The following is a 4331-nucleotide window of genomic DNA, read 5'->3' on the forward strand; positions in this document are numbered from 1 at the left end:
ATCACGCGAGACCCGGCTCCAGTCACGCGAATCCCGGGTCTGGTCACGCGAATCCCGGGTCTGGTCACGCGAGTTCCGGCTCCAGATCACCCGAGCCGCGACCCGGCCGGCTCCGTGTTGCCCTCCAGTCACGCGTGATGCCTCCCGGATCTCGAGTGATGCCCCTGCAATCACGGGCGATGTCCTACGGCGCCCGGGACCGGCGTGATTCGGCCCGGAACTTGCGTGATCGGACCCGCATCTCGCGTGATTGAAGGCGGAACTCGCGTGATTGGGAGGGCATCAGCCGTGATTGGCGGGGCATCACGTCGGCTTGAGGGGCGGCTTGTGGACCTAGGCGGGAAGGGGAGGGCATCAACCGTGCTGGAGGGTCGGGTCGCGTACCCAGGGGGGCGGCTGGCATGAAGAAGGGGGTCAGGAGCGGAGCTCCAGACCCCCGGCGGGAAGGGGTGGGTTACTTGATGGCGGAGCCGGCTTGCCAGTCGGGCCAGGACTTGGACCAGTCGCCGTACAGGTCCCACACCGGCAGCTGCGGGCCGCCCGAGTTGGTGACCTCCACGACGTCGCCCAGGCCCATGTTCTGGAAGAACCACTGGGCGTTCGCGTCGTTCAGGTTGATGCAGCCGTGTGACACGTTCGAACTGCCCTGCTGGCCCACGCTGTTCGGGTTCTCGTGGACGAACTCGCCGTCGTTGGAAATGCGCTCCGAGAACTTCTCGTTGGACCGGTACGCCTTCGGGTCCGGCGGGCAGACGCCGTACGTGCAGGAATCCATCGTGTAGTTCGCCTGCTTGTCCGAAATCACGTGCGCGCCCAGGTGGGTCGGCGTGGCGTCCTTGCCCATCGAGATCGGCATGGACTTCACCATCTGACCGTTGTGGAAGATCTGCATCTGTTCGCTGTTCCCGTCCGCCTTCGCGATCCAAGAATCGTGCACCTTGTACGTCTCCGTGCGGTCTTCCGCGCCGAACACGCCGCCGCCGAAATCGAGGCCGTAGATCTTCGCCGACACCTTGAGCGTCGTGCCGGCCTTCCAGTACTCCTTCGGCCGGTAGTGGACGTTCGAGTCGTCGATCCAGTACCAGCCGCCGTCCTGCTTCGGCGTCGACTCGACCGTCAGGGCCTTCTCGACCGCCGCCTTGTTCTTCACCGCGACCTTGCCGAAGCTGAACACGATCGGCTGGCCGACGCCGACGCCCGTGCTCGCCACCGCGGACGGCGCCGGGATCAGGTTGGCGTTCGCCTGCTTCTTCGGCGACAGCGTGGTGATCTGGTTGTCCTGCTCGACCGGCTTCCCGTTGGACCCCTGGGCGTGCGCGACGATCTTGTACGTCGCGCCGTAGCCGAGCGGCTCGCTGGACGTCCAGCTCGACCCGTCGTCCGCCAGCTTGCCGGCGACCGTCTTCCCCTTGGCCGCGTTGGTCACCGTGACGTCGAGGAGCTTCCCGTTGGCCGCCTTGACGACGATCGGCGTCGCCGGGTTCACCGCCGTGCCGCCCGCGGGCTCGAACGTCACCGCGACCGGCGTCTCCGACGGCCCGGCCGAGCCGGACGCGGGAGCGCCGCCTCCGGGCGTGCCGCCGTCGTCACCGGACGAGCAGGCGGAAAGCAACAGTGCTCCGGCGAGGATTCCGGCCACCGAAAGTAAAATCTTCTTGGGGAGCATATTGTCTCTTTTTGGGAATTGGGATCGGCGGGCATTCGTCATCAAAACTACGCGATAGCGATGACGTTCTTGCCGGCGGATCGGTGCATCGGCGTGACGTGGATCACGTGATGACGAGGCCCGGAGCGCCGTACAGACCCGGTCCGCTCACCGAGACTTCACCGAGGTACTCCTTGGCCGCCGTGTACGCCTCTTCCGCCAGTGCGTCCGTGTGCCCGAAATCGAGGGGGTGCACACGCACCGGCGCGGGCCCCGGCAGGTACAGCACCGGCACCTGCGCGGCCGCCACCGGCGCCTCGAGCACCGCCTGGTTCCGCATGCTGATCATCGCGGTGAACATCATCACCTCGGCGAACGTCCGCGGCGCGCCCGGCAGCTTCCCGGGGAACGCGCAGTCGAGCACCACCAGCGACTTCGCCCCCATCGACAGCGCCTGCCGCATCGGCACGTTCGCGACGAGCCCGCCGTCGTACAGCAGCCGCCCTTCGTGCTCCACCGGCGGGAAGATCCCCGGGATCGCGCAGCTCGCCAGCAGCGGCCCGAGCAGCCGCCCGGAGCGGATCAGCAGCGGCTCGGCCGTGTCGACCTGGGTGGTGACGACGCCGAGCGGCAGCGCCAAGTCCTCGAAGCGCGTCGAAGCGCCGAGGTGGTCGGCGATGATGCCGGCCAGGCCGCTGTTGGGGAACAGGTGCGTCCGGCTCTGCGTCAGCGTTCGGACGCGGCTGAACACGCCGCCGGGGAACGCCTCGGCGCGCGTCATGTGCACCCAGATGTCGTGCAGCCGCGGGAGTGCGTCCTCGCCCGAGCGGGCCAGGACGGCGGCGTTGAGCGAGCCGACCGACGTGCCGGTCACGATGTCCGGCGTCAGCCCGGCTTCGGTCAGCGCGCGCAGCATGCCGACCTGCATGGCGCCGAGGCTGCCGCCCCCGCCGAGCACGAAGCCGACCGGCCGGGGAAGATCCGCGAGACTCATACGCCGAATGTAGTACTCAGGGCACGCGTTCGGGCTCCCGCTCGGCCGTGGCCGGCGCCTTGCGCTTCTTCAGCCGCAGCAGGAAGAACACGGCCACGGCGGCGAGCGCGCCGACCACGATCAGGCCGCCCGTGTTCAGGGCGCCTTCGATGCGCTTGGCGGCCTCGCCCAGCGCCGCGCCGATGCTGATGTGAACGAGCGACCAGCAGAACGCGCCCGCCGCCGCGGCCGGCAGGAACCGGCGGAACGGCAGGCCGGACGTCCCGGCCGCCGCCGGCGTCAGGGTCCGGATCACCGGCAGGAACCGGGCGAAGAAGACCGCCCAGGCGCCCCGGCGTTCGAGGACCGCAGTGGCTTTGTCCCAGGCTTCGAGGCCGTACTTGCGGATCAGTTTCGTGTCACGCAGCCGCGGCCCGAAGCGGCGGCCGATGCCGTACCCGAGCGCGTCGCCCGCCGTCGCGCAGAGGGTGACGACGAGCCAGAGCACCAGGAACCGGGGGACGGTGTTCGCCGTCGTCGCGGCGATGAGCAGCCCGGATTCGCCGGGGGCCAGGAAACCCAGCCCGATCGTGCACTCGGCGAACACCAGGCCGCCGGTGGCCGCGACGAGCCCCGGTTCCGGGAGTCCCTGCAACCAGCTGAGGAGGTCCGAAACCAGGGCCATGCCGCCACTTTACTGATCCTTTAAGGATGGTGGGGTGACGTGCGTCACCGGGCCAGCAGCGACGTCGCTTCCTGGGCGGCGGGGCCTTCGGCCGTGAGGTGCTGCAGGTTCTCGGGCAGGACTTCGCCGCGGTGGGCCTTGGTCTGGGCGTAGAGCCGTCCCGCGCGGTAGGACGAGCGCACCAGCGGCCCCGCCATGACACCCGCGAAACCCATCGCCTCGGCCGCCTGAGAATGCTCCACGAACTCCTCCGGCTTCACCCACCGATCCACCGGATGATGCCGCGGCGAGGGACGCAGATACTGCGTGATCGTCAAAATCTCACAACCCGCATCCACCAGATCCTGCATCGCCGGCGCCACCTCGTCCGGCGTCTCACCCATACCCAAGATCAAATTCGACTTCGTCACCAACCCGGCCTCACGCGCCGCAGTGATGACCTCCAACGACCGCGCATACCGGAACCCGGGACGAATGCGCTTGAAAATCCGCGGCACCGTCTCCACGTTGTGCGCCAGAACCTCCGGCCGCGACCCGAACACCTCCGCCAACTGCTCCGGATCCGCGTTGAAGTCCGGGATCAACAGCTCGACACCCGTCCCGGGGTTGAGAGCGTGAATCTGCCGAACAGTTTCCGCGTACAGCCACGCGCCACCATCGGAGAGGTCATCCCGGGCGACACCGGTGACCGTCGAATACCGCAAGCCCATGGCCTGCACCGACTCCGCAACCTTCCGCGGCTCGGAACGGTCCAACGCCGCCGGCTTACCCGTATCGATCTGGCAGAAATCACAGCGCCGGGTGCACTGGTCGCCACCGATCAGGAACGTCGCTTCCCGGTCTTCCCAGCATTCGTAGATGTTGGGACAACCGGCCTCCTCACAGACCGTGTGCAAACCCTCGCGGCGCACGAGACCCTTGAGCTCGGTGAACTCCGGCCCCATCCGCACCCGCGTCTTGATCCACGACGGCTTCTTCTCGATCGGCGTCTCACTGTTGCGAACCTCGAGACGCAGCAGCTTCCGGCC

General features: G+C 68.1%; 4 protein-coding genes. All 4 read right to left on the reverse strand.

Annotated elements, in window-relative coordinates:
- Positions 1-454: 454 nt before the first annotated feature.
- Positions 455-1666, reverse strand: a complete 1212-nt coding sequence (locus tag C2L59_RS17405) for an Ig-like domain-containing protein (protein ID WP_199199119.1) — start codon at positions 1664-1666, stop codon at positions 455-457.
- A gap of 103 nt (positions 1667-1769) precedes the next feature.
- Complete coding sequence (locus tag C2L59_RS17410; RefSeq protein WP_103350564.1) at positions 1770-2639, reverse strand: patatin-like phospholipase family protein; 870 nt, start codon at positions 2637-2639, stop codon at positions 1770-1772.
- A gap of 16 nt (positions 2640-2655) precedes the next feature.
- The gene (locus tag C2L59_RS17415) at positions 2656-3303 is read right to left on the reverse strand and encodes a DedA family protein (RefSeq protein WP_103350565.1); all 648 of its coding nucleotides are present in this window, start codon (positions 3301-3303) and stop codon (positions 2656-2658) included.
- Positions 3304-3347: 44 nt separating this feature from the next.
- Positions 3348-4331 (reverse strand): lipoyl synthase (gene lipA, locus C2L59_RS17420; RefSeq protein ID WP_199199120.1); only part of this gene is annotated, 984 nt, incomplete at its 5' end.

Origin of the sequence: Amycolatopsis sp. CA-128772 (assembly GCF_002904295.1) — a bacterium.
Classification (GTDB): Bacteria; Actinomycetota; Actinomycetes; order Mycobacteriales; family Pseudonocardiaceae; genus Amycolatopsis.